Origin of the sequence: Agromyces kandeliae (assembly GCF_009674665.1) — a bacterium.
Lineage (GTDB): Bacteria > Actinomycetota > Actinomycetes > Actinomycetales > Microbacteriaceae > Agromyces > Agromyces kandeliae.
Window position 1 is genome coordinate 76,033 of the sequence record NZ_WKJD01000016.1, and the last position, 22,666, is coordinate 98,698.

A 22,666-nucleotide genomic window follows, 5' to 3' on the forward strand; every position below is an offset into this window, starting at 1 on the left:
AGACCGAGCAGGCCGATGAAGAACAGTTCGAGCGCGAGCAGCGAGGACATGGTGCGAGTCTACCCGTTGCTCAACCGACGACCGGCAGCAGCGCGAGCGCTCCGACGGCCACCGGGACGACGGCGCCGGCGATCGACGCGCTGGCCCGTCCGACGTATCCGTGCGGCCTCCGCGAGGCGAGCTGCAGCAGCAGCGCTGCGATGACGGATGCCGCGAACACCATGCCCAGCACGCCGAGCGCGGCGTACGGGCCCGTGTCGTGGAACCACACGCGCGTTCCTGACCAAGCGAGTCCGACGACCACGGCGGACCCGATCGCGGAGATGAGCCAGACGGCGGGAACGGCCCACCGCGCGAGGCCCGTCGCCGGTGCTGCCGCGTCGTCCTGCGTCACGCCGTCCCCCTTCGCCGTCGTCCACCGCTCGGTGTCCCGTAGTATTGACCGCACCTTACTACTGGAGGGTGTGCGTGGCGCAGCTGCTGATCCTGACGCCGGCAGCAAACGAAGATGTTCTCCCGGCCCTGTCTCTCCTGACGCATCGAGTGCGCGTGATCCCGGCGTCACCCGATCAGTTGGTGCGCGCGCCGGAGGCCGACCTCGTCTTCCTCGACGCCCGGACCAACCTCGCCGGTGCGAAGGCCCTCGCCCAGATCCTGCGGACGACCGGTCTCTCGGTGCCGCTGATCCTCGTCGTGACGGAGGGCGGGCTCACCGCGGTGACCTCGGACTGGGGCATCGACGACGTGATCCTCGAGCACGCGGGCCCCGCCGAGATCGACGCGCGGATCCGACTCGCGCTGGGCCGCGCGCAGGCGGCCCAGCCTGCCGAGCGCATCCAGACGTCCGGCGTCGTGATCGACGAGGCCAGCTATTCCGCGAAGGTCCACGGTCGCACGCTCGACCTGACCTACAAGGAGTTCGAGCTGCTCCGGTTCCTGGCGGCCCACCCGTCGCGCGTGTTCACTCGGGAGCAGCTGCTCAGCGAGGTGTGGGGCTACGACTACTTCGGCGGAACGCGCACCGTCGACGTCCACGTCCGTCGACTCCGCGCGAAGCTCGGCGACCTCGACAGCCTGATCGGCACGGTGCGCAACGTCGGCTACCGCTTCAACGTCCACGAGGAGGACGAGCAGGACGCGAACGTCACCGCCCGGTGACCTGCGCTTCACCACCGCGTCGCAGCCCGGTGGCATGATGTGTGGATGACTGCGGAGAGCACCCTCGACGACGACCGCACCGCGAGCGACTTCGACGACGACTTCGAACCGCTCGACACCGACGGTGCGCCCGAACTCCTCGCCGAGCGCTACCTCGACCGGGAGCTCAGCTGGCTGGCCTTCAACCAGCGCGTCCTCGAACTCGCCGAGGACCCCCGACTGCCCGTGCTCGAGCGAGCCAACTTCCTCGCCATCTTCGCCTCCAACCTCGACGAGTTCTTCATGGTCCGCGTCGCGGGCCTGAAGCGCCGGATCAACACGGGCCTCGCCGTCCCGACGAACGTGGGACGGACCCCTCACGAGGTGCTCGCCGACATCTCGCAGAAGGCGCACGAACTGCAGTCGCGCCACGCCGCCGCCTACCAGGAGCTGGTCAAGCCGGCGCTGGCGGAAGCCGGCATCCGCATCGTCTCGTGGGGCGAGCTCGACGAGACGCACCGCGAGCACCTGCACGGGTACTTCAGCTCGCAGATCTTCCCCGTGCTGATGCCGCTCGCGGTCGACCCGGCCCACCCGTTCCCCTACATCTCCGGCCTGTCGCTGAACCTGTCGGTCCGCGTGCGGAACAGCCGCACGGGCCGACAGGAGTTCGCGCGCGTGAAGGTGCCGCAGATGCTCCCGCGCTTCGTGCGCGTCGACCCGGCCGAGCCCGTCGAGGACGCCCGCTACATCGCGCTCGAGGAGCTCATCTCGAACCACCTCGGCGACCTCTTCCCGGGGATGGAGGTCCTCGACCACCACGTGTTCCGCGTCACCCGCAACGAGGACGTCGAGATCGAGGAGGACGAGACCGAGAACCTCATCAAGGCGCTCGAGAAGGAGCTGCTGCGTCGGCGCTTCGGTCCTCCGATCCGACTCGAGATCTCGGACGACATGGACGAGGTCACGCTCGGCCTCCTGGTGCGCGAGCTCGACGTCACCGAGCAGGAGGTCTACACCCTGCCCTCCCCGCTCGACCTCGGCGGGCTCTTCGACCTCGCGCGCATCGACCGACCCGAGCTGCACTACCCGACGCACGTCCCGACCACGAACGTGCAGCTGCAGCCGTCCGAGCCGAACCGCCCCGCCGACATCTTCGCCGCCGTCGCGGAGAAGGACGTGCTGCTGCACCACCCGTACGAGTCGTTCGCGACGAGCGTCCAGGCGTTCCTCGAGCAGGCGGCGGCCGACCCCGGCGTGCTCGCGATCAAGCAGACCCTCTACCGGACCTCGGGCGACAGTCCCATCGTCGAGGCCCTGATCGACGCCGCCGAGGCGGGCAAGCAGGTCCTCGCACTCGTCGAGATCAAGGCGCGGTTCGACGAGGCGGCCAACATCACGTGGGCGCGCAAGCTCGAGAAGGCGGGCGTGCACGTGGTCTACGGCCTCGTCGGGCTGAAGACGCACTGCAAGCTCGCGCTCGTCATCCGACAGGAGAAGGACGGCCTCAAGCACTACAGCCACATCGGCACCGGCAACTACAACCCGAAGACCAGCCGCATCTACGAGGACCTCGGGCTGCTGACCGCCGACGACCAGGTCGGCAAGGACCTCACCCGGTTGTTCAACGAGCTCTCCGGCTATGCGATCGAGAAGAAGTTCAAGCGCCTGCTCGTCGCTCCGCTCCACCTCCGCAAGGGCCTGCTGAAGCTCATCGCGCAGGAGACCGCCAACGCGCAGGAGGGCAAGCCCGCCGGCATCCGCATCAAGGTCAACTCGATGGTCGACGAGGCCATCATCGATGCGCTGTACCGCGCGTCGAACGAGGGCGTGCCGGTCGAGGTCTGGGTTCGGGGCATCTGCAGCCTCCGCCCCGGCATCCCCGGGCTGAGCGAGAACATCCGGGTCCGCTCGATCCTCGGCCGCTACCTCGAGCACTCGCGCATCTTCTCGTTCCGGAACGACGGCGACCCGGTCGTCTACATCGGGTCGGCCGACATGATGCACCGCAACCTCGACCGTCGGGTCGAGGCGCTCGTGCGGCTCACCGACCCCGACCACGTGAGCGCGATCGGCGGCCTCTTCGACGAGGCGATGGACGAGCGCACCGGATCGTGGTGGCTCGACGGCGACGGCACCTGGGTCAGGCATTCGACGGACGACTCCGGCCGCCCGCTCGACGACCTGCAGCACCTCCGCATCCAGCGCGTCGCGCAGCGCAGCAAGCGCATCGCGCAGCGTGCGACGCGAGCGGCGCGCCGATGAGCCAGGTCGCCACCGCCGTCTACGCGGCCGGCGCCGTCTGCTGGCGCGTGATCGACGGTCGCATCCACGTGCTCGTCGTGCACCGCACGGTGCACGGCGACGTGACGATCCCGAAGGGCAAGGTCGACCCGGGCGAGACGCTCCCGCAGACCGCCGTCCGCGAGATCGCCGAGGAGACCGGGCTGGCCGTCGCCCTGGGCGTGCCCGTCGGCGTCTCGCGCTACCCGCTGCCGAGCGGCCGGGAGAAGATCGTGCACTACTGGGCGGCCGAGGTCACGGAGAAGGCGGTGCTCGCGTCGACGTTCCGGCCGAACGCCGAGATCGCCGCGCTCGAGTGGGTGACCATCAAGCGCGCCCGCGGGTACCTCACCTACGGCCCCGACCGCGAGATCCTCGACAACTTCGCCGCGCTCGTCGACCAGGGCGTGACCGAGACGTTCGCGCTCATCGTGCTCCGGCACGGCAAGGCGCAGAATCGCTCGAACTGGAAGGGCACCGACAGCACCAGGCCGCTCGTCGAGCGGGGCGTGCAGCAGGCCGCCGCGCTCGTCGGCACCGTCCTCGCCTGGGGCCCGCGGAAGATCGTCTCGAGCCCGGCGGTCCGGTGCGTGACGACCGTGGCCCCGCTCTCGGCGGCCACGGGGATGAAGGTCAAGCGCGACGAGGGAATCAGCCAGGACGCGTGGGAAGCCGGCAACGACGAGGTGCGCCGCGTGATCGGCAAGCGCGTGCGCGTCGGCAAGACGGCCGTGATCTGCGGTCACGGCCCCGTCATGCCCGAGATGATGCGCGAGATCGCGCTCGCGACCGGGACCCCCCTCGGGTCCTACGTCACGGATGCCGCGAGCCTCGAGGTCGGCGCGTTCAGCGTCGTGCACCTGTCGTCCACGAACCCGTCGTCGGGCATCATCGCGATCGAGACGCACGCGCCGGCCGCCTGAGCCGGAGCCGCGGGCCGGCGGGATGCAGGGGATACGCAGGTTCCACACACCCTCACGACTCCGAGTGTTCACCATCCGTTCACCCGTCTCGGTTTCGATGTTCACCGGACGCGGCCACGAGTCCGGCTCGCACCGGTCGACTCCCGCCCCGCTCCCGATCCCCCCGAACGTCCCCGAAGGGTCCCCGTGAACCGCATCCGCACGACCGCGGCCGTCGCGCTCGCCGCCGTCGCCGCATCCGTCCTCTCCTCCTGCGCCGTCAACGAGATGTCGACCGGCGACACGGGGTCGACGCTCGACGGATACGTGGTCGGCGCAGGTTCATCGGCGCAGGGCGCGGCGCAGCAGTCGTGGGTGGCGGCGTTCCAGACCGCACACCCCGCCGTCACGGTCGACTACGACCCGGCAGGCTCGGGCGCCGGACGCGACACCTTCATGGAGGGCGCGAGCGACTTCGCCGGCTCGGATCGCGCCTACACCGCGGACGAACTCGCGGAGGGCCGCTTCGGTCGTTGCGCCCCGGACTCCACGGTCATCGAGTTGCCCCTGTACATCTCCCCGATCGCCGTGGTGTTCCGCCTCGACGACGTCGACACGCTGGACCTCGACCCCGCGACGATCGCGGGCATCTTCGCCGGCGACATCACGGACTGGAACGATCCGGCGATCGCCGCGACGAACCCCGAGGCGGCGCTTCCCGATCTCCCCATCACCGCGGTGCACCGCTCCGACGACTCGGGCACGACCGAGAACTTCACCGACTACCTGCACGCCGCCGCACCCGAGGTGTGGGAATGGGAGGCCGACGGCGTGTGGCCGTTCTCGGGCGGCGAGGCCGCGCAGGGCAATTCGGGCGTGGTCGACACTGTCGGCAACGGCGTGGGGACCATCGGCTATGCAGATGCGTCGCGCGCCGGAGACCTCGGCACGGCGGCGGTCCGCGTCGGCGATGAGTTCGTCTCGTTCTCCCCCGAGGCGGCCGCGGCGATCGTCGACGCGTCACCGCTCGAGGAGCGGCGGGCGGACGGCGACCTGGCCATCAGCCTCGATCGGACCACCGAGCAGGCCGGTGTCTACCCGATCGTCCTCGTCAGCTACCTCATCGCCTGCGAGCAGTACGCCTCCCCTCGGAACGTCGAGGTCGTGCGGGAGTACCTGGCGTACATCGCGAGCGAGGAGGGCCAGCGGGCCGCCGCCGTCGGGGCTGGATCGGCGCCGATCTCGGAATCGCTGCGCGAGCGGGCCATGCAGGCGATCGAGTCCATCAGCGGCTAGCACCCACGGACCCGACGATCTGCGGGGCGCCGCCGTCACGGTGGACTCACAGCGACGGCATCCCGGCCGGACAGACCCAGTTCACCTTCCGTTCACCACCGTGGGGGACGCTCGTCACGCACGCTGGTTAGCGTCGCAGGCGGGTCGGCACCCGGCCCCACAACCTGCAATCCAACCCCCGGAAGGGAATCACGTGAACCTCAAGCGTTTCGCCGCGCCTGCCGTCATCGCCATGACGGCGGCCCTCGCGCTCAGCTCCTGCGCCGCGAACGAGGGCGGCTCGGGCGAGTCCGGCTCCGACTCGACGCTCTCGGGCAACCTGGTCGGCGCCGGCGCGTCGTCGCAGGACTCGGCCCAGCAGGCGTGGATCGCCGGCTTCCAGACCGCGAACCCCGACGTGACCATCGACTACGACCCCTCGGGCTCGGGCGCCGGTCGCGACACCTTCCTCTCGGGCGCCAGCGACTACGCCGGCTCCGACCGCGCGTTCAACGACGAGGAGATCGCCGAGGGCGGCTTCGCCAAGTGCGCGCCCGACACGAGCGTCGTCGAGCTCCCGCTCTACATCTCGCCGATCGCCGTGATCTTCAACCTCGAGGGCGTGGACAGCCTCTCCCTCGACCCGGCCACGATCGCGGGCATCTTCGCCGGCGACATCACCAACTGGAACGACGAGGCGATCGCCGCCACGAACGAGGGCGTCGAGCTCCCCGACCTCGCGATCACCCCGGTCCACCGCTCGGACGACTCGGGCACCACCGAGAACTTCACCGACTACCTCGGTGCGGCCGCGCCCGACGTGTGGACCTACGAGGCCGACGGCGTGTGGCCGTTCGAGGGCGGCGAGGGCGCCCAGGGCACCTCGGGTGTCGTCGACGCCGTGACCAACGGCACCGGCACCATCGGCTACGCCGACGCGTCGCGCGCCGGTGACCTCGGCACCGTGGCGGTCGGCGTGGGCGGCGAGTTCGTCGAGTACTCGCCGGAGGCCGCTGCGGCCATCGTCGACGCCTCGCCGTTCGTCGAGGGCCGCGACGAGCACGACCTCGCGATCGAGCTCGACCGCACCTCGGAGGAGGCCGGCGTCTACCCGATCGTCCTCGTCAGCTACCTCATCGCCTGCCAGGAGTACGCCGAGCCCGAGAACGTCGAGCTCGTGAAGGCGTACCTGTCGTACATCGCCAGCCCCGAGGGCCAGGACGTCGCGGCCGAGTCCGCCGGTTCGGCCCCGATCTCCGACTCGCTCCGCGAGAAGGTCACCGCGGCGATCGACTCGATCCAGTAGGTGGCACGTGCCCGGCCCCGGTAGCGTCAGCAGCACCGGGGCCGGGCACGGCCATGTCCCACGCACCACCGACCGGAGGATCTCCAGATGACCACCGCAGCCGCGCCGATCCGGGCGAAGCAGCGCCCAGGCGACCGCGTCTTCTCAAAGTCGGCGGTCTTCGCCGGCTCGATGATCCTCGTCACGCTCGCCGCGGTCGCGACGTTCCTCATCGTCCAGAGCATCCCGGCGTTCGTCGCCGACAGCGAGGACGCCTCGATCCTCGACAGCAACTTCTGGGCTTACGTGGGGCCCCTGGTCTTCGGCACCATCTGGGCCGCGGCACTCGCGCTGCTCATCGCCCTGCCGATCTCGATCGGCATCGCGCTCTTCATCTCGCACTACGCCCCGCGCCGCCTCGCGTCGGTGCTGGGCTACATCGTCGACCTGCTCGCCGCCGTCCCGTCGGTCGTGTTCGGCCTCTGGGGCATCGGCGTGCTCGCCCCCGCCGTCCAGCCGATCTACACCTGGCTCGTGGACAACCTGGGCTGGTTCCCGCTCTTCGCCGGGCCGGTCTCCGGCACCGGCCGCACCATCCTCACCGCAGCCCTCGTGCTCGCCGTCATGATCATCCCGATCATCACCGCGATCTCGCGCGAGGTCTTCCTCCAGACGCCGGTCCTCCACGAGGAGGCCGCGCTCGCCCTCGGCGCCACGCGGTGGGAGATGATCCGGACCGCGGTCCTCCCGTTCGGTCGTCCCGGCATCATCTCGGCCGCCGTGCTCGGCCTCGGTCGCGCACTCGGCGAGACGATGGCCGTCGCGATGGTGCTCTCGGCGACCGGCGCGATCACGTTCCAACTGCTTACGTCGGTCAACCCGTCGACGATCGCCGCGAACATCGCCCTGAGCTTCCCGGAGGCGTACGGCATCAACGTCAACGTCCTCATCGCGACGGGCCTCATCCTCTTCATCGTCACCTTCGCGGTGAACGCGATCGCCCGTTGGATCGTCGCTCGCCGCGCCGAGTTCTCGGGAGCGAACTGATGACCACGACGATCACCCCTCCCGAGACCCGCGGTCCGACCGCGGCACCGGTCAGCAACTCGCTCACCGCCGGCAAGCTCCCCAACGGTGCGCCGTGGATGGTGCTCGGCGCGAGCCTCCTGGTCTCGGCCGGCCTGTTCGGCGTCATCGCGTTGAGCGGCGCCGAGTTCAACTGGGTCGGCACGTTCGTGGTCGCCGCGATCATCTACGTCGCCACGATCACCCTGCTCTCGCGCATCGTCGAAGGGGCGCGACGCTCGACCGACCGCTTCGTGACCGCGCTGGTCACCGGCGCGTTCCTCCTCGCGATGATCCCGCTGATCTCGCTGTCGATCACGGTCGTCACGTTCGGGCTCAACCGCTTCGACGTCGAGTTCTTCACCTACTCGATGCGCAACGTGACCGGCGAGGGCGGCGGTGCGCTGCACGCGATCGTCGGCACCGTCCTCATGACGGGCACCGCTGCGCTCATCTCGATCCCGATCGGGCTGATGACCTCGATCTACCTCGTCGAGTACGGCCGCGGCCGCCTCGCCCGTGGCATCACCTTCCTCGTCGACGTCATGACGGGCATCCCCTCGATCGTCGCCGGCCTCTTCGCCTACGCGCTCTTCGCGATCTTCTGGGGTCCCGGCACGCGCACCGGCATCGCCGGTGCGGTGGCCCTCGCGGTGCTGATGATCCCGGTCGTCGTGCGCTCCAGCGAGGAGATGCTGCGCCTCGTCCCGGTCGAACTCCGCGAGGCCTCGTACGCGCTCGGCGTGCCGAAGTGGCTGACGATCGTGAAGGTCGTGCTGCCCACCTCGATCGCCGGCATCACGACGGGCATCATGCTCTCGATCGCCCGCGTCATCGGCGAGACCGCTCCGCTGCTCATCGCCGCGGGATTCACCAACAGCGTGAACTACGACATGACCGAGGGGCGCATGCAGTCCCTCCCCGTGTTCGTCTACACCCAGTACGCCAACCAGGGGAACCCGCCCGAGGCGTACCTCGACCGCGCGTGGGCCGCCGCCCTCACGCTCATCCTCATCGTCATGGTGCTGAACCTCGTCGCCCGACTCGTCGCGCGGTTCTTCGCCCCCAAGTACGGTCGCTGACCCCCAGATAGGAACCACAGTGTCCAAGCGCATCGAAGTCCGAGACCTGAACGTCTACTACAGCAAGTTCCTCGCCGTCGAGGGCGTCTCCCTCGAGATCGAGCCGCGGAGCGTCACCGCGTTCATCGGCCCGTCGGGCTGCGGCAAGTCGACCTTCCTCCGCACCCTGAACCGCATGCACGAGGTCATCCCGGGCGCGCGCGTCGAGGGCGAGGTGCTCATCGACGGCAACAACCTGTACGACCCCGAGGTCGACCCCGTGCTCGTGCGCCGCCAGGTCGGCATGGTCTTCCAGCGGCCCAACCCGTTCCCGACGATGTCGATCAAGGAGAACGTCCTCGCGGGCGTGAAGCTCAACAACAAGCGCATCTCGAAGTCCGATGCGGACGCCCTCGTCGAGCAGTCGCTGCAGGGCGCGAACCTCTGGAACGAGGTCAAGGACCGGCTCGACCGTCCGGGCTCGGGCCTGTCCGGCGGGCAGCAGCAGCGTCTCTGCATCGCGCGCGCGATCGCGGTCTCGCCCGAGGTCATCCTGATGGACGAGCCCTGCTCGGCGCTCGACCCGATCTCGACCCTCGCGATCGAGGACCTCATCGAGGAGCTCAAGCAGGACTACACGATCGTCATCGTGACCCACAACATGCAGCAGGCCTCGCGCGTCTCCGACAAGACCGCGTTCTTCAACATCGCGGGAACCGGCAAGCCGGGCAAGCTCATCGAGTACGACGAGACGACGACGATCTTCTCGAACCCGTCCGAGAAGGCCACCGAGGACTACGTGTCCGGTCGCTTCGGTTGATCCTCGCTCCGCGCGTCGCGGCCCGGTCCCCGCAGGGGGCCGGGCCGTCGTCGTCGTGGATGGTCGTCGTGGTCCGTCGGCCGGAGGTCGTTCGTCGGCGGCGCGACGGTCGGTCGACCGTCAGTCGCGCGGGCTGAGGAGGTACGCGTTCAGCGCGGCCGTCTCCTCGAGGTCGACGGCGAGCGGTTCGCCGTCGAGCTCGACGATCGGCGCGGCCATGCGCACGCTCGACACCAGCCACGCGGCATCCGCTCGCCTGAGGTCGTCGAGGGTGAGGTCGCGGTAGGCGACCGTGCGGCCCTGCCGCTCGAGGTGCGCGAAGATGCTGCGCTGGGTCGTGCCGTGCAGGATGCCGGCGGCGGGCGGCGGCGTGACGAACTCGTCGCCGAGCCGCGCGATCACGCTCGACGTCGGCCCCTCGAGGACGAATCCGTCCGACGAGGTGAACAGCGCGTCGTCGGCTCCGCGGCGCTTGGCCTCGCGGATCGCCGCCATGTTCGCCGCGTAGCTCAGCGTCTTCGCGCCGAGCAGCAGCCACGGCGCTCGCTCCCCCGCGCCGCGCGACACGCCGCGGTCGAGGCTGACGACGCGGATGCCGCGCTCCCGCGCGGCCTGGAAGTCGGCGCCGGGCGTGATGTGCACCCAGCCCGTCGGCGTGGTGCCCGGGTCCACCCCGCGGCTGAGCGCGATCTTGAGGGCGAACTCGCCTTCGGCCGGGACCCGCTCGGCAGCGCGGCGGATGACGAGCGACCACTGCTCGAGGTTGGGCTCCGGCAGTTCGGTGAGGCGCGCCGAGTTCGCCAGGCGGGCGAGGTGCGGCCCGATCTCCTGAACGTGCCCGTCGACGATCGCGAGCGTCTCGAAGACGCCGTCGCCGCGGTGCGGCGCGAGGTCGTTCACGGCGAGCGCGCCGGATCCCGGCTCGATCTCGCGGAAGGACGCCTCGAGGAACTCCGGCGACGCATCGACGGGCAGCGGGTCGACGAGGAACGAGACGGTGTCGGCCATTCCTCGATGCTACGCCGAGCGGACCGGTGACGTGCCGGCCCAGGCGTCCATGCCTCGTTCGCCGGGCCCGCGTGCAGGCGGGCAGGAAGATGGCCGGCCGCAGAACGCCTCTCGGCGCGAGGCCGCTCGGAGCGGCGAATATTGGAGCCCGGGGTTACTGCGACCGGCCACGAACAGTCTAAACGAGGTCGACCGCGGGTCTATTCCCCGTCGAGTCGAACGACGCCGCGACGCACTCAGTCGAGGCTGTCGTGACGCCAGAGGCGCGCGCACGCCGCGAGCTCCTCGGCGAGCGAGGAGAGCCGCAGCGCACGCTGGGTGAGGATTCCCGGCCGGTCGGGATGCGCGGCGTCCGCGGCATCCGCATCGTCGGCGAGGCTCGCGAAGCCGGCCGAGGCGACCCGGCAGAACGCGGTGGCGCGCTCGAGCGCCGCGGCGAAGTCGCCCGAGAACACGCCGCGCAGGATCGTGTCGGCGAGCTCGCGCACCTCCGCCGGCCCGGCCGGGGTCGGCGCGCCCGCGACGACCTGGTCGATCGTGCGCGAGACCTCGGCGCCGCGCTGGAACGCGAGGCTGACCCCCTGCGCATCCTGCCGGATCATCGTCCGCAGCAGGTAGATGCGCCAGAGCGCGCCCGGCAGGCTCTTCGGCGACGCCTGCGACCACAGCTCGGCGATCGCGTCGATGCCGTGCTCGTCGGTGTACGACACGAGGCGGGCGACCACCTCGGGGTCGGGGTCCTCCCGCACACGCGAGAGCACCGCTGCGGCGGTGTCGTGCGCGACACGGCTCACGTACGCCGGGTCCTCGGCGCCCAGGTACCCCTCGAACATGCGCGGCGGGAACCGCGTGGGGCGGTGGAAGTCTGCGGTCATCGCGGACACGATACCCCCGCCGGCCGGGAACCGCCCACGGTCGGGCGGGCGTTCCGCGGTCGGCGGAATCGTCGCCGTCGCGGGCGGTACGCTGGAGGCGGGCCTCTAGCTCAGTTGGCAGAGCAGCGGACTTTTAATCCGCGGGTCGTCGGTTCGAGCCCGACGGGGCCCACCGATCCTCACGCCGACGCGATGGCCGTCACGGCGCGAGCCGCGGCATCCCGAGCCCGAACTCGTGACGCAGGGCGCTCGCGGCCGCGTGCCAGCCGGCGAGGCCGTGCACGCCCGGGCCGGGCGGCGTCGAGGCCGACGCGAGGTAGACGCCCGCGAGCGGGGTGCGCCACGGGTCCGGCGACAGCACGGGGCGACGTACGAGCTGTGCGAGCGACGGGGCGCCCGAGGCGATGTCGCCGCCGATGTAGTTCGGGTTCTCCGCCTGCATCTGCTCGGCCGAGCGCGACGACGACGCGAGCACGAGGTCGCGGAATCCCGGCGCGAAGCGCTCGACCTGCCGCGTGACCGCCTCGGTGGGGTCGAGCGTCGAGCCGGCGGGGACGTGCGTGTACGTCCACAGCACGTGCCGTCCCTCGGGCGCGCGCGACTCGTCGAGCGTCGACGGCTGCGACACCAGCACGTACGGTGACGACGGATGCCGCCCGCGCGCCACGTCGCGCTCGCCCGCGGCGATCTCCTCCCGGGTGCCCCCGAGGTGCACGGTTCCCGCGCCTGCCACCGCGGGATCCGCCCAGGGCACCGGCCCCGCGAGCGCGAAGTCCACCTTGGCTGCGGCGTTGCCGTACCTGAATCCGCGGAGTGCGCGGCGGTACCGGGCCGGCAGCCGGTCGCCCGCCAGGCGCGCGAGCGCGCGCGGGGTGACGTCGAGGAGGACGGCACGGGCCGGCGGCAGCGCCGCGAGGTCGTCGACCGCGGCATCCGTCGCCACCTCGCCGCCGTGCGCGACGAGGTCGTCGACGAGGGCGGCGACGATCGCACCGCTGCCCCCGACGGGGATCGGCCAGCCGCGCGCGTGCGCGTGCGTGGTGAGCACGAGGCCCGTGCCGGCGGTCCCGAGGCTCGGCAGCGGTCGGATCGCGTGCGCGGCGACGCCGGTGAGCATCGCCGGTGCCACGTCGCCCCGGAATCGCAGGTTCCACGCCGGCGTGCCCTGCTCGAGCGCCCGCAGTCCGAACCCGGCGGCGACGAGCGGATGCCGCGGCGCGCGCAGCAGCGTCGACCCGGTGAACTCGGTCACGGCCGCCTCGTGCGCGACGAGCTGTGCCAGCAGGCGGCGGTACGCGCGGCCGTCGCGGCCGAGCCCCGCGACCGTCCGGTCGAAGTCGCGCCAGGCGAGTCCCGCCCGTCCGCCGTCGAGCGGGTGGGCGAAGGAGAGCTCGGGCACCCGGAGCTCGATGCGCCGCTCGAGCCCGAAGGCGCGGAAGAACGGCGACGCGAGCGCCATCGGGTGGACGGCCGAGCACACGTCGTGACGGAACCCGGGCAGCGTGAGCTCCGCGGTGCGGGCGCCTCCCCCCGGTTCCGCCGCCGCCTCGTGGACGCGGACCGAGAGCCCGGCGCGGGCGAGGGTGACTGCGGCGGCGAGCCCGTTGGGGCCCGATCCCACCACGATCGCGTCGACGGCGTCACCCCGGGCCATCCGACCTCCCCGTCCGCGTGCGTGCGCTGCGCGTTCGGCACCATGATGTCACGCGACCGGTGCGTCGACGGCGAGCGGCGGACCGGGGCACCGCCGTGGGGGAATCCGGGGACGTGCTGGGCCCCGATGCCCCGACGCGGCGGCTCCTCCCCAGGTGTCCCCTTCCGCACTGCCTCGTGCGGTGCACCGAGCGTACGTCCGCGACCGGGTGCTGGGAACACCCTCGAACGGGGGTCGACGCCGCATGGCGGCGCGGCCGCGCGATGTGCGGTGCCGATCCGGCCGGGGGCGGCTCGGCCACCCCGCGACCGCGCAGGGCTCCGGTCAGCCGACGATGCGGCGCAGTCCCGACATGAGCGCGAGTCGCTCGCCGGCATCGCGACCGAGCGGCGTCGCGTTCAGCGTCGTCACGCCGGCCCGCGCGAACGCGTCGACGCGCTCGGCGACCTCGGCGGGCGACCCGATGAGCGAGATCGCGCGGACGAGCTCGTCGGGCACCGCGGCCACCGCCTCGTCGCGACGGCCGTCGAGGTAGAGGTCCTGGATCCGCTCGGCCTCCGCCGCGAACCCGTAGCTCGCGATCAGGTCGTTGTAGAAGTTCTTGCCCCGCGCGCCCATGCCGCCGATGTAGAGGCCGAGGTTCGGCTTGACCGCCGCGATCGCCGCCTCGATCAGCTCGGGTCGATCGGTGATCGCGAGCGCGGGGCTCGCGAACACGTCGAGCGCTCCGAGTTCGGGCGCCCGGCGCGCGCGGCCCGCCTCGAGCGACGCGCCCCACACGTCGGCTGCGCGCTCCGGGTGGAAGAACATGGGCAGCCAGCCCTCCGCGATCTCCGCGGTCTGCTCGACCGACTTCGGGCCCAGCGATGCGATGGTGATCGGGATCCGCTCCCGCACCGGCTGGTTGATGAGCTTCAGCGGCTTGCCGAGGCCCGTGCCGCGACCCGCCGCGAGCGGGATCGTGTAGTTCCTGCCCTCGTGGACGACGCGCTCGCGACGCCACACCATGCGGCACACGTCGACGATCTCGCGCATGCGACCGAGGGGCGCGTCGTACGGCACGCCGTGGAAGCCCTCGATGACCTGCGGCCCCGAGGCGCCGATGCCAAGCTCGAACCTGCCCTCCGAGACGTAGTCGAGGCCGGCCGCGGTCATCGCCGTGAGCGACGGCGTGCGGGTGTAGAGCTGCAGGATGCCGCTCATGAGCGTCATGCGCGAGGTGCGGGCCGCGAGGAACCCGAGCTGGCTCACCGCGTCGAACGAGTAGACCTCGGGGACGACGACCAGGTCGACTCCGGCGCGCTCGAGTTCGGCGACCTCGGCGGCGGCCTCGCGGAAGCCGCCTGCGTAGCTCAGGAACATGCCGATGCGCATGCGTCACTCCTCGTCGTCGGGGGTGGAGGTGGGGGCGCGCAGCCCTCTCAGACCCTAGCCGAACCGATCAGGTCTCGACGACGACGATGGGGTCGGTGGTCGGCGCCTCGGACCCGCCCGCCGGTTCGACCGTCATCCCGACGACGACCCCGGGGGTGAACTCCCCCTCGAGCACGACGTAGGCCGCGCCCGCGTCCGGGTCGAACGTTCCCGCCGGCCGAGCGCCGGCCTCGTCGATGTACCAGAGCTCGTAGGTCGAGGCCGAGCCGACGTCGGGCAGGTCGGACGCGCGCACCGCGGATCGACCGAGCTCCTCGGACCACACGATCGTCACCTCGCCGCCCTCGGCGGACGGCACCGTGACCGACTCGGCGTCGGGGGCCTCCGCGATCGCCTGGACCGAACGCTGCGCTCCCCACCCGGCCGGCCCCGGCCAGTTCACGCCGACCACGGCGCCGGCGACGACGAGCACGGCGGCCGCGGCCGCGGCGATGACCACGCCGGGGCGCTGGAACCAGCGTCGGCGGGCGGCGCGCTCGGCGGGCCCGGCGAGGGATGCCCCGGGCTCGCGCTCGTCGGCCGTCGATGCGGCCGGCGGCTCGGCTCCCGGCGGCTCGGCTCCCGGCGGCTCGGCTCCCGGCGGCTCGGCTCCCGGCGCGGCAGGGGCCGGCCCCCCGGGCGCGGTGGCGCCCGCGGCGGAGACCTGCGGCACGTCGTCGAGGCGGTCGAAGACGGACGCCTTGAGCGCCGGCGGCGGCGCGACGGGCGGAGCGGCGTCGGCGAGCACGGCGGCCGCCTCGAGGTGCGCCGCGAGTTCCGCGCGGAGCTCGGGCGATTCCGCCAGGCGGGCCTCGACGATCGCACGTTCCTCTTCGGTCACCGCGTCGAGCGCGTAGGCCGCGAGCAGCGCGTCGAAGTCGTCGGGCTCCCGACGCGCCGGGGACTCGGCGTCGGTCATGTGCTCACCCCCATCACGCGCCGCAGGCGGATCATGCCGTCGCGCATCCTCGTCTTCACGGTGCCGAGCGGGACGTCGAGCCGTTCGGCGATCTCGGACTGCGTCAGCCCGCCGTAGTACGCGAGCGTGACGCACTCGCGCTGCAGGTCGCTGAGCTCGGCGAGCGCGACGTGCGCCCGCTCGTGGTCGAGCCGTACCTCGACCGCCTCAGCGACGCTGTCGACCGGCACGTCCAGGTCGCGCGCCCCGATGCGGGCGTCGCGGTCGCGGGCCGACTGCGCGGAGCGCACCCGGTCGACCGCGCGCCGGTGCGCGAGCGTGAACATCCACGAGATCGCGGATCCCCTCGCGGCCTCGAACCGCGGTGCGGTCTGCCACACCTCGAGGAACACGTCCTGTGCGACCTCCTCGGCCTGGGCCGGGTCGACCACGACACGACGCACGAGGCCGAGGATCCGGGCCGCGGTGCGGTCGTACAGCGCGCCGAACGCGGCCCGATCGCCGACACCCGTGGCGACCAGCAGGTCGTCGAGGGTCGGGTCGGATGCCGCGGGCCCGTGCTCGCCGTCCGTCACGCGTTCCAGCATGTCAGACCGAGCCGGTCGACGCCGCGCGGCCGCGGGTGCGGCGCGGAGCGTCACCGGGGGCGGCGCCTGGACGAGGGTCATTCGGTGCTCCTGCGGTGGCGGGGAGGGTCGCTGGTGATTCGGTGCGGGACGCCGCCGGGATTGGCGGGGCCGTCGACGGAGCGGTGCCGTCGGCGCGGGGATCAGGCCCGCCGCGCCTCGGTGCCGTCCGGCCCGTCCACGCAGTACCAGAGCCGCCACCGGTCCGGCACGCCCTTCAGGTCGCGCTCGCCGGCGGGTTCGAAGGCGAACGGGAGTCCGAGCAGGAGCGTGCGGACCGTGTCGCTCACCATGATGCGCCCGGGGTCGGCGGCCGCGCAGATGCGTGCCGCCGCGTGCACGGCCAGCCCGACGAGGTCGTCGCCCCGCATGATCAGCTCGCCCGAGTGGACGCCGACGCGCAGCTCGAGGTCGAGCGCGGCGGCCGACTCGAGCGCCTGGGTGGCGAAGTGCAGCGCGGACGACGGCAGGGCGAAGGTGGCCACGATCCCGTCGCCGGTGGTGTTGGCCTCCGTGCCCGAGAATCGGGCGATCGAGCGCCGCAGGGCCTCGTCGTGCGCGGCGTGGATGCTGCGCCAGCGCTCGTCGCCGGTCTGCGCGAGCGCGGCCGTGGAGCCGACGATGTCGGTGAACACGGTCGTGAGCACGTCGCGCCGCCCACCGCTGCGGCTGCCCGTGAGGAACTCCTCCATCTCGTCGACGAGCGCGCTGTCGGGGAGGATCGCCGGCAGCGCCGACGACCGGTGCACGAGCTGCAGCCGCCCCTCGGGGAGCGCGTCGGCGAGCCATCGGATGGGCGCCTCGTCGATCGCCTCGAGCGCGGTGTCGTGCAGCACGAGGACGGGCGCGCGCACCTCCGCGAGGTACGGCCGGATGTCGAGCCGGACGATGGCCTCGGCGAGCCGCCGCGCGGCCGTCGGCGTCGCGGACATGCTCTCGTAGCGCTCCCACCACGCGACGAGTCGGTCGGCGCCCTCGGCCTGCCAGAACTGCCGGACGACGAGCCCGCGACCCCACTCGGACGCGTCGAGGCCGGCCATCAGGCTCGCGATCCAGGATGCGTCCAGCTCCCAGGGGAAGTCCTCGTCGGCGTGACCGACCGCGAGCACCTCGTAGGCGATGACCGCGTCGATGCGCTCGGGGTGCCGCGCCGCGGTGACGAGCGCGGTGGCGCCGCCGTCGAACCAACCGATGATGGTCGCCCGCCTGCTGCCGGCCGCGTCGAGGATCGCGGCGAGGTCGTCGGCGTGGTCCTCGAGGCTCGCGTCGAGGCCGCCGCGATCCGAGAGCCCGGTGCCCCGCTTGTCGAACAGGATCACCCGAGCGCCGAGGCCGCTCAGCCGCTCGATGAACTCGAGGTGCTCGGGCAGCTCGCAGAACACGTCGACGTTGGAGATGAACGCGAACGAGAGCACGATGTCGCGGTCGCCCTCGCCGAACACCTTGTAGGCGAGGTCGACGCCGTTCCGACCGGCGTACCGGGTGGCCGGGATCACGTTCCGGCTCCGCGACGACCTCGGGGGCTGCCCACGCGATCAGGGTAGTCCGGAAGGGCTCGCCGGTGCACGGGTGACATGAGGCCGCGACCCCGGAGCGGCAGTGGCGGGCTCAGATGCCGCCGCGGGTCTCCTGGCCGGCCGCCACACGGCGCCGGTGCTCGCGATTGCGGACGACCCGCTTCGCCACGAATGCGCCGACCGCGATCACGACGGCGACGATCACGGCCACCTGGAACCCGTCGGCCCAGGGCTCGACGACCGCCCAGTTCTCACCGAGCACGTAGCCCGCGAGCACGAAGACCGTGTTCCAGATGAGGCTGCCCGTCGTGGTGAGCACGAGGAACAGCGCGAGGTTCATGCGGGTGACGCCCGCCGGCACGGAGATGAGGCTGCGGAAGAGCGGGATCATGCGCCCGAGGAACACCGCCTTCTTCCCGTGCCTGGTGAACCATTCCTCGGTGCGGTCGACGTCGGCGACGTCGACGAGGGGCACGGCCTTGATGATCGCGCGCGTCCGCTCGCGCCCGAGCAGCGCGCCGACCGAGTACAGCGCGAGGGCGCCGACGACCGAGCCGAGGGTGGTCCAGAACAGCACCTCGGCGAGCGAGAACGATCCCTGGCTGGCCGTGAACCCCGCGAGCGGCAGGATGACCTCGCTCGGCAGCGGGGGGAACAGGTTCTCGAGCGCGATCGCGAGGCCCGCGCCCGGGGCGCCGAGGGTCTCCATGAGGTCGACGGCCCAGGCGGCGAGGCCGGTGAGTTCGGGTTCGGCGGCGGCGATGAGGGTCGTCGTCATGGTGTCGAGGCTATGGGATGCCGGGTGAACGGAACCTGATCGCGCGGTCGCTCGCCGCGGCATCCGGCACCGCCGACACGCCCGGGCCGGGCCGGACCAAACCGTCGCGCACGCCGCCCCGAACCCCACACGACGGCCCGAGAGCGGGCCGCACCATCCAAGGAGGAGACCGATGCGATCCACGCGCAGCACGCACCGCACCGCACTGGCGGCGTTCTCGATCGTGGCCGTCGCCGCGCTCGGCCTCGCCGGCTGCAGCGCCGGCACGACCGACGAGCCCGCGACCGACGACGAGACCTCGATGAGCGAGGAGCCCATGGAGACCGAGGAGACGATGGCCGACCCGGCGGCGAACCTGGTCGGCCCCGGATGCGCCGGGTACGCCGAGCAGGTGCCGGACGGCGCCGGCTCGGTCGAGGGCATGGCGATGGACCCCGTCGCCGTGGCGGCCTCGAACAACCCGCTGCTCACGACGCTCGTCGCGGCGGTCTCTGGCGGGATCAACCCCGACGTCGACCTCGTCGACACGCTGAACGGCGACGAGTTCACCGTCTTCGCACCCGTCGACGACGCGTTCGCCGAGATCGACGCGGCCACGATCGAGACCCTGCAGGGCGACAGCGAACTGCTGACCTCGATCCTCACCTACCACGTGGTGCCCGGGCAGCTCGCGCCCGACGAGGTCGTCGGCATGCAGACCACCGTCCAGGGCGGCACCGTCGAGGTGACCGGCTCGGGCGACGAGCTCATGGTGAACGACGCGAACGTGATCTGCGGCGGCGTCATGACCGCGAACGCGACCGTGTACCTCATCGACTCGGTGCTCATGCCGCAGTAGGCGGACACCGCGGGCACCGACCCCGCGACCGACGGCCCCTCCGGCACGCTGGAGGGGCCGTCGGCGTCGGTCCCGGCGCGCACGGCGCCCGAGCCGGGCGCCGGCGCACCCACAGCGCGCTCCGAGGCGGATGCGACAGGCTGGTCGTCCGGCAGATCGGAGCGAACCCGCATGACCTGGAGCCTCGTCCTCGACATCCTGCTCGTGCTCGTCCTCATCGGCGCGCTCGTGCACGGATGGCGCGCCGGCCTGCTCCGGACCCTCGGCGGACTCCTCGGCCTCGTGGGCGGCGGCATCGCCGCGTACCTCGCGATGCCGTGGGTGGTGTCGTTCGTCGCGGCGCCCGAGTGGCGCGCGCCGATCGCGATCGCGGTCGCCGTGCTGCTCCTCGTCGCGGGCGTCTCGATCGGCAGCGCGATCGGGCGCGCGCTCGGCCGGGGCGCCGAGACCGTGAAGCTCGGACCGATCGACCGGGTGCTCGGCGCGATCGTGAACACCATGGTGACCGCGTTCGTCGTCGCGCTCGTCGCCTCGGGCGTCGGCTCGATGGGCGTCCCCGTCGTCTCGCCGGCGGTCGCGGGCTCCTGGGTGGTCCGCGGCATCGACCAGGTCACGCCGCAGCCGGCGCGCACGCTCATGGCCGAACTCCGCACCGCGGCGTTCGGCGAGGCGATCCCGTGGCTCACCGGCGTCCTCGACGGGCCGACGGTCGCGCCGGAGCTGCCGTCGGGCGGCGTCGACGATCCCGAGCTGAACGCGGCAGCGGCATCCGTCGTCAGGGTCACCGGGCTGGCCTTCGAGTGCGGCGGCAACCTCACCGGATCGGGCTTCGTGGTGGCGCCCGACCGGGTGGTCACGAACGCGCACGTCGTCGCCGGCGTCACCGAGCCGATGGTCGAGGCGCCGGGCCGCGGCCCGGTCGCGGGCCGCGTCGTCGCGTTCGATCCCGACGTGGACCTCGCGGTGATCGCCGTCGACGGCCTGGACGTCGCGCCGCTCGCCATCGCCGACTCGCCGGGTGCGGACGCCGACGTGGCCGTCGCGGGCTACCCGTTCGGCGGTCCGCTGGAGCTGCGACCGGCGCGGGTCATGGCGAACGGGCCGATCACGATCTCGATCGACGGCGACACGACCTCGCGAGACGTCGTCACGCTCGCGGCCGAGGTCGACCACGGCAACTCGGGCGGCCCCGTGCTCACGGGCGACGGCGAGGTCGGCGGCGTGGTGTTCGCGAAGTCGCAGACCGTCGACAACGTGGGCTTCGCCGTTCCGGTCGGCACGCTCGGGCCGCTCGCCGACGAGGCGCCGTCGCTCAGCGACCGCGTCGACTCGGGCAGCTGCGCGTTCTGACGCGGCCGAGCACAGATCGGGGGCAGTGGGTCACTCGGCGGTGAAGCCGGCGAAGCGGATGCCCCAGCTGACCTCCCACTGCTCGCCCGGGTCGAGCCAGCGCAGCCCCTTGCCCGAGTTGAACGCCTCGGCGGGAGCGGTCATCGGCTCGACCGCGATCGCCCGGCTCTCCCCGGGGTAGCTCTCGGTCGTGTAGACCTGCACGTACGCGAACTCGTCGTCGGCCCACACGGACACCGTCCGGCCGTCGGGGGCCGCGAGCGTGTGCTCGACGGTGCCGTCGACCGAGGCGACCTCGCCGAACGCGTCGTCGAGGTCGACGTCGCCGACGCGGCGCCCCTCGCGGAAGTCCCACTCGGTGCCGTCGACGGGGACCTCGCCGGTCGGCAGCAGGCGGTCGTCGACCTCGAGGTGGCTGGCCGCGTCGAGCCGCAGCACGAGGTCCTCCGTCGGCACGCCGCCGATCTTGAGGAAGGGGTGGGTCCCGACCGCGACCGGCGCAGGCTCGCCGCCGACGTTCTCGAGGAAGTGCGTGACCTTCAACCCGTCGGAGACCAGCTCGTACCGCACCGCGGTGCGCACGAGGAACGGGTAGCCGAGCTGCGGGAAGATCGTCGCGGCGAGCGTGACCGAGTCGCGGTCCTGCTCGACGGGCACGTACTCGGCGTACCGGAGCAGCCCGTGGATCGCGTTCTGCCTCGCGGGCTCGGTGATCGCGAGCTGGTACGTCTGCTCGCCGTGGCGCCACACGCCGTCGCGGATCCGGTTCGGCCACGGCACGAGCACGATGCCCGAGCCCGAGGGCGGCGTCTGGTCCTCGCCGTACGGCGGGACGAGGTCGATCCCGTTGATCGTGAGGGTGCGCAGCCCTGCGGCGACGGCGGTGATCGTCGCGCGGACATCGCCCGTGGAGGTGGTCGTCTCGAGCTCGAACTGATCGCCCGTGGGGAGATTCATGCACACCACCCTATGGCGCGTCGGCGGGTCGGGCGACGAGGACGTCGAGTCCGGCGTCGCGCAGTTCGCCGATGAGGATGCCGGGGGCCGCGGCATCCGTCACGAGCGCGTCGAACGCGTCGACCGGGGCGATGCGCCCGAGGTGGACCTCGCCGAGCTTGGACGCGTCGGCCACGACGACGGCGCGCGCGGCGCGCTGGAGCATGAGCGACTTGACGGATGCCTCGGGCAGGTTGGCGTTCGTCACGCCGAGCCCCGGGTCCACGCCGTTGCAGCCGATCACGGCGAGGTCGACGTGCACCTCGTCGAGCACGGAGCCCGCGAGCGGGTGGACGAGCGAGTGCTGGCGGGGGCGGAGCGTCCCGCCCGTCACGATGACGGTGAACCGCGGGATCTCCGACTCGAGCTCGAGGGCGATCGAGAGGCCGTTGGTGAAGATCGTCAGGTCGTCGAGGTCGTCGCGGGCGCGGAGCGCCCGGGCGACCTGGAGCGTCGTCGTGCCCACGTCGAGGATGACGCTCTGGCCGCTCCGCACGAGCGCCGCGGCTCGCTCGCCGATGAGCTGCTTGGGGACGACGGATGACGCGAGGGCCTCCTCGAAGCTCGGTTCGCGCTCGGGCCGCGGCTCGGCGGCACCCGCCCCCGAGGGCACGGCGCCGCCGTGGACGCGACGGACGAGGCCTCCGCGCTCGAGCGCGTCGAGGTCGGCGCGCGCGGTGACGGGGGTGACGCCGAACGACTCGCTGAGCTCGACGACGCGGACGAACCCGCGCTCGGCGACGAGGTCGGCGGTGAGCCTGCGGCGGTGTGCGGCATCGGGCTGCATGAGGACCAGTGTGGGGCGTGGCAACCGACTTTGCAATACGAAACCCTCTTGTTTCTCAAACGAAAATCGCGTACCGT

21 protein-coding genes and 1 tRNA gene are annotated in these 22,666 nt (G+C 72.1%); 11 read left to right on the forward strand and 11 right to left on the reverse strand.

The window, feature by feature from the left end; translation table 11 throughout:
• Nucleotides 1-70 precede the first annotated feature (70 nt).
• Nucleotides 71-394: a hypothetical protein gene (locus GJR97_RS10565; RefSeq protein ID WP_154346447.1), complete on the reverse strand. Its 324-nt coding sequence runs from the start codon at nucleotides 392-394 to the stop codon at nucleotides 71-73.
• Between the two features lie 74 nt (nucleotides 395-468).
• Here GJR97_RS10565 and GJR97_RS10570 point away from each other — a divergent pair, with 74 nt between their 5' ends.
• The 8 genes from GJR97_RS10570 (at nucleotide 469) to pstB (ending at nucleotide 9,828) form a co-directional block, all read left to right on the forward strand.
• A complete protein-coding gene (locus GJR97_RS10570; protein ID WP_324613393.1) occupies nucleotides 469-1,158 on the forward strand; it encodes a response regulator transcription factor in 690 nt (229 codons plus the stop codon).
• Nucleotides 1,159-1,203: 45 nt separating this feature from the next.
• Nucleotides 1,204-3,402: an RNA degradosome polyphosphate kinase gene (locus GJR97_RS10575; RefSeq protein ID WP_154346449.1), complete on the forward strand. Its 2,199-nt coding sequence runs from the start codon at nucleotides 1,204-1,206 to the stop codon at nucleotides 3,400-3,402.
• Nucleotides 3,399-4,343, forward strand: a complete 945-nt coding sequence (locus GJR97_RS10580) for an NUDIX hydrolase (protein ID WP_154346450.1) — start codon at nucleotides 3,399-3,401, stop codon at nucleotides 4,341-4,343. The genes GJR97_RS10575 and GJR97_RS10580 overlap by 4 nt, the downstream gene beginning before the upstream one ends.
• Nucleotides 4,344-4,529: 186 nt before the next feature.
• On the forward strand, nucleotides 4,530-5,618 hold the full coding sequence (locus tag GJR97_RS10585; protein WP_324613394.1) for a phosphate ABC transporter substrate-binding protein PstS: 1,089 nt from the start codon (nucleotides 4,530-4,532) through the stop codon (nucleotides 5,616-5,618).
• Between the two features lie 193 nt (nucleotides 5,619-5,811).
• Nucleotides 5,812-6,903: a phosphate ABC transporter substrate-binding protein PstS gene (locus GJR97_RS10590; RefSeq protein ID WP_324613395.1), complete on the forward strand. Its 1,092-nt coding sequence runs from the start codon at nucleotides 5,812-5,814 to the stop codon at nucleotides 6,901-6,903.
• A gap of 87 nt (nucleotides 6,904-6,990) precedes the next feature.
• Nucleotides 6,991-7,929: a phosphate ABC transporter permease subunit PstC gene (gene pstC, locus GJR97_RS10595; RefSeq protein ID WP_154346451.1), complete on the forward strand. Its 939-nt coding sequence runs from the start codon at nucleotides 6,991-6,993 to the stop codon at nucleotides 7,927-7,929.
• The gene (pstA, locus tag GJR97_RS10600; protein WP_154346452.1) at nucleotides 7,929-9,029 is read left to right on the forward strand and encodes a phosphate ABC transporter permease PstA; all 1,101 of its coding nucleotides are present in this window, start codon (nucleotides 7,929-7,931) and stop codon (nucleotides 9,027-9,029) included. Before pstC ends, pstA begins: the two co-directional genes overlap by 1 nt.
• A 19-nt stretch (nucleotides 9,030-9,048) precedes the next feature.
• Nucleotides 9,049-9,828 carry a phosphate ABC transporter ATP-binding protein PstB gene (gene pstB / locus GJR97_RS10605; RefSeq protein ID WP_324613396.1) on the forward strand — a complete coding sequence of 260 codons (780 nt, stop codon included), beginning with the start codon at nucleotides 9,049-9,051 and terminating at the stop codon, nucleotides 9,826-9,828.
• 120 nt (nucleotides 9,829-9,948) lie between these two features.
• Here pstB and GJR97_RS10610 read toward each other — a convergent pair whose 3' ends face one another.
• Together GJR97_RS10610 and GJR97_RS10615 are read right to left on the reverse strand one after the other, a co-directional pair.
• Nucleotides 9,949-10,836, reverse strand: coding sequence for an aminodeoxychorismate lyase (locus GJR97_RS10610; protein WP_154346453.1), 888 nt, complete (start codon nucleotides 10,834-10,836; stop codon nucleotides 9,949-9,951).
• A gap of 236 nt (nucleotides 10,837-11,072) precedes the next feature.
• Complete coding sequence (locus GJR97_RS10615) at nucleotides 11,073-11,711, reverse strand: DNA-directed RNA polymerase subunit beta (protein WP_154346454.1); 639 nt, start codon at nucleotides 11,709-11,711, stop codon at nucleotides 11,073-11,075.
• A 99-nt stretch (nucleotides 11,712-11,810) separates the two neighbouring features.
• Here GJR97_RS10615 and GJR97_RS10620 point away from each other — a divergent pair.
• A tRNA-Lys gene (locus GJR97_RS10620) sits at nucleotides 11,811-11,883 on the forward strand.
• A gap of 27 nt (nucleotides 11,884-11,910) precedes the next feature.
• Here the strand turns inward: GJR97_RS10620 and GJR97_RS10625 are convergent.
• From GJR97_RS10625 to GJR97_RS10650, 6 genes are all read right to left on the reverse strand, one after another.
• Nucleotides 11,911-13,365 (reverse strand): phytoene desaturase family protein, encoded by a 1,455-nt coding sequence (locus GJR97_RS10625; RefSeq protein WP_154346455.1) that lies wholly within the window; start codon nucleotides 13,363-13,365, stop codon nucleotides 11,911-11,913.
• A 324-nt stretch (nucleotides 13,366-13,689) separates the two neighbouring features.
• A complete protein-coding gene (locus GJR97_RS10630) occupies nucleotides 13,690-14,739 on the reverse strand; it encodes an LLM class F420-dependent oxidoreductase (RefSeq protein WP_154346456.1) in 1,050 nt (349 codons plus the stop codon).
• A 67-nt stretch (nucleotides 14,740-14,806) separates the two neighbouring features.
• Nucleotides 14,807-15,697 (reverse strand): anti-sigma factor, encoded by an 891-nt coding sequence (locus tag GJR97_RS10635; protein ID WP_154346457.1) that lies wholly within the window; start codon nucleotides 15,695-15,697, stop codon nucleotides 14,807-14,809.
• Nucleotides 15,694-16,284, reverse strand: coding sequence for an ECF RNA polymerase sigma factor SigK (sigK, locus tag GJR97_RS10640; protein WP_154346919.1), 591 nt, complete (start codon nucleotides 16,282-16,284; stop codon nucleotides 15,694-15,696). Before sigK ends, GJR97_RS10635 begins: the two co-directional genes overlap by 4 nt.
• A 182-nt stretch (nucleotides 16,285-16,466) precedes the next feature.
• Entirely contained in the window at nucleotides 16,467-17,819 is a 1,353-nt protein-coding gene (locus GJR97_RS18775) for an adenylate/guanylate cyclase domain-containing protein (RefSeq protein WP_154346458.1), read from the reverse strand.
• Between the two features lie 112 nt (nucleotides 17,820-17,931).
• Nucleotides 17,932-18,618, reverse strand: a complete 687-nt coding sequence (locus GJR97_RS10650; protein ID WP_154346459.1) for a DedA family protein — start codon at nucleotides 18,616-18,618, stop codon at nucleotides 17,932-17,934.
• A gap of 172 nt (nucleotides 18,619-18,790) precedes the next feature.
• Here GJR97_RS10650 and GJR97_RS10655 point away from each other — a divergent pair, with 172 nt between their 5' ends.
• Complete coding sequence (locus GJR97_RS10655) at nucleotides 18,791-19,456, forward strand: fasciclin domain-containing protein (RefSeq protein ID WP_154346460.1); 666 nt, start codon at nucleotides 18,791-18,793, stop codon at nucleotides 19,454-19,456.
• Between the two features lie 171 nt (nucleotides 19,457-19,627).
• Entirely contained in the window at nucleotides 19,628-20,806 is a 1,179-nt protein-coding gene (locus GJR97_RS10660) for a MarP family serine protease (protein WP_154346461.1), read from the forward strand.
• Between the two features lie 30 nt (nucleotides 20,807-20,836).
• Here the strand turns inward: GJR97_RS10660 and GJR97_RS10665 are convergent, their stop codons facing one another.
• Nucleotides 20,837-21,763, reverse strand: a complete 927-nt coding sequence (locus GJR97_RS10665; RefSeq protein WP_154346462.1) for an aldose 1-epimerase family protein — start codon at nucleotides 21,761-21,763, stop codon at nucleotides 20,837-20,839.
• Between the two features lie 10 nt (nucleotides 21,764-21,773).
• The gene (locus GJR97_RS10670) at nucleotides 21,774-22,589 is read right to left on the reverse strand and encodes a DeoR/GlpR family DNA-binding transcription regulator (RefSeq protein WP_154346463.1); all 816 of its coding nucleotides are present in this window, start codon (nucleotides 22,587-22,589) and stop codon (nucleotides 21,774-21,776) included.
• Nucleotides 22,590-22,666: the final 77 nt, after the last annotated feature.